Source organism: Azospirillum sp. RU38E, assembly GCF_900188385.1.
In the GTDB taxonomy this organism is placed as follows: domain Bacteria; phylum Pseudomonadota; class Alphaproteobacteria; order Azospirillales; family Azospirillaceae; genus Niveispirillum.
Map to the genome: position 1 here is coordinate 1 of NZ_FZOI01000059.1, position 1775 is coordinate 1775.

The 1775-nt window shown below is 62.1% G+C and carries 1 pseudogene; it reads left to right on the forward strand.

Annotated features, from left to right (window positions below):
- Positions 1 to 248: 248 nt before the first annotated feature.
- Positions 249 to 1067, forward strand: a pseudogene (locus CHB97_RS25640) (DUF932 domain-containing protein); the annotation flags it as partial.
- Positions 1068 to 1775: the final 708 nt, after the last annotated feature.

Sequence of the window (1775 nt, forward strand, 5' to 3'; positions counted from 1 at the left end):
CACCCTGTAAATTCTTAACCGCTCCAAAATAAGGGTAATTACTTGTTATCAAAAATAAATCCGGAAAAATGCCGGCTACCGGTGACAAATCTGGGTTTATCGCCGTGGGTCTGTGGCGGGGCGGGTTTGAGCCCCCGACGCCGTTGGATCAATGTCCCCGGTGAGCCCACAAAGTCAGAGGCGGCCTGGGCTTTCGTGACGGGTTGGGCGGGAGGAGTGGCCTTCGGCACCCGTCATGGAGAATTGCCATGACCCAGGTGGAAATCCTCGACACCTCCCGTGATGCCGCGCGCGGCTACCGGGTGGATGCGAACCGTGGCCAGCGCAACAGCCGGGTATCGTCGGAATGGTTCTCGCGGCCCGATGATGAGCGCTTCCTGTCCCTGTCCGACCTGTATGCGTCGGTCAAGACCCGCACGGATCGCAGCCGCACGCGCACGCTGGCCAGTGCCGATATCAGGGTGGAGGCGCACCGTGATGCGCCGGAGCGGCTGTCGCTACTGCTGCCGGGGGGTGAGCGTTCGGTGGCACCCACCCATTGGAGCTTCGGGCAGTTGGCCGGATTGGTTGGGGCCCCCGCCGCCTATCTGCGGCAGCTTCCGGCGGCACTGGCCGGGATCAACCTGCAATATGGCCTGACCGCGCATCGGGCCGAACAGGTCAAGACCCTGGAGATCGAAGATGGTCGCGTTGAGCTGCGCGCCGTCACCGGCCCCGATTATGGCCGCATCTACGATCATGAACTGGTCGAGGCGGTGCAGCGCATCGCCGGCAATGGCACCGGCGATACGCGCTGGAAGGTGCCGGGCGTGCTGGACTGGTCGACCGGCATCTATCATCCCCGTGTGGATATCACGCGGGACACGACCACGCTCTATGCCAGTGACCGTGACGTGTTCTTGTTCCTGGTCGATGACACCCACCCGATTGAGGCCGGGCGGCTGCCCGATGGGTCGCCGGACCTCTATTTCCGGGGTTTCTATTGCTGGAACAGCGAGGTGGGGGCCAAGACCCTGGGCATGGCCAGCTTCTATCTGCGGGCGGCGTGTCAAAATCGAAACCTCTGGGTGCGCCGTGGTGGCGCGATCAATTGAGTAGAGGTGACTCTTCAGGAAGCCAAGAACTGCCTGATGTCCACCCGACTTACCTTGGCCAGCAATGGCTGCAACCGGGAAACCGGCAGGGGACAATAGCATGTCGGGAAAAGGCGTCTCCGGGCCAAAACCACTGTAGGTTATCGGGGCGTCAGGGCAAGACGTGCATGGTGAATGCTGAATTGCGTGAAGTCCAGACCGCGAGACCTTATGCCGGGTCGTGACGCAGCAGTGGTTGACGCGTCATGCCGTGCGAAGGGCGGGGCACCCCATAAGGCCCGCCTAAGCTTGGTCGCACGGCTCTCCCCTCGTCGAGGGGCCAACGGTTGAACGGACCACCTGTCCACGTCGCATCTCATTGATCGCGTAAACACGGGATCGCCTAAGCGGGTGCCTCTCCGGCATCCCGTATGGCGACGGAGCCGCCATATTAGCCGAACGCCCAGGGTAATGCCTGGGACAGCCATCCAAGATGGACGGGCATGAGTGAAACCGACCGGGCAACCGGGCGGGGAATCTCCGCTGCGCGGGTGAAGGGCGGCGCGTTTGCAGGGCCTTTTCCACTTCATGACGGAGGGATGCTGATGTGTAAAAGCATGGATTTGATCTGACAGTCACGCTCACCGATGCGGGTGTCCGGTGATGTTGAGCTGTCCGACGTTCACGCGGCAGCGATCTGCT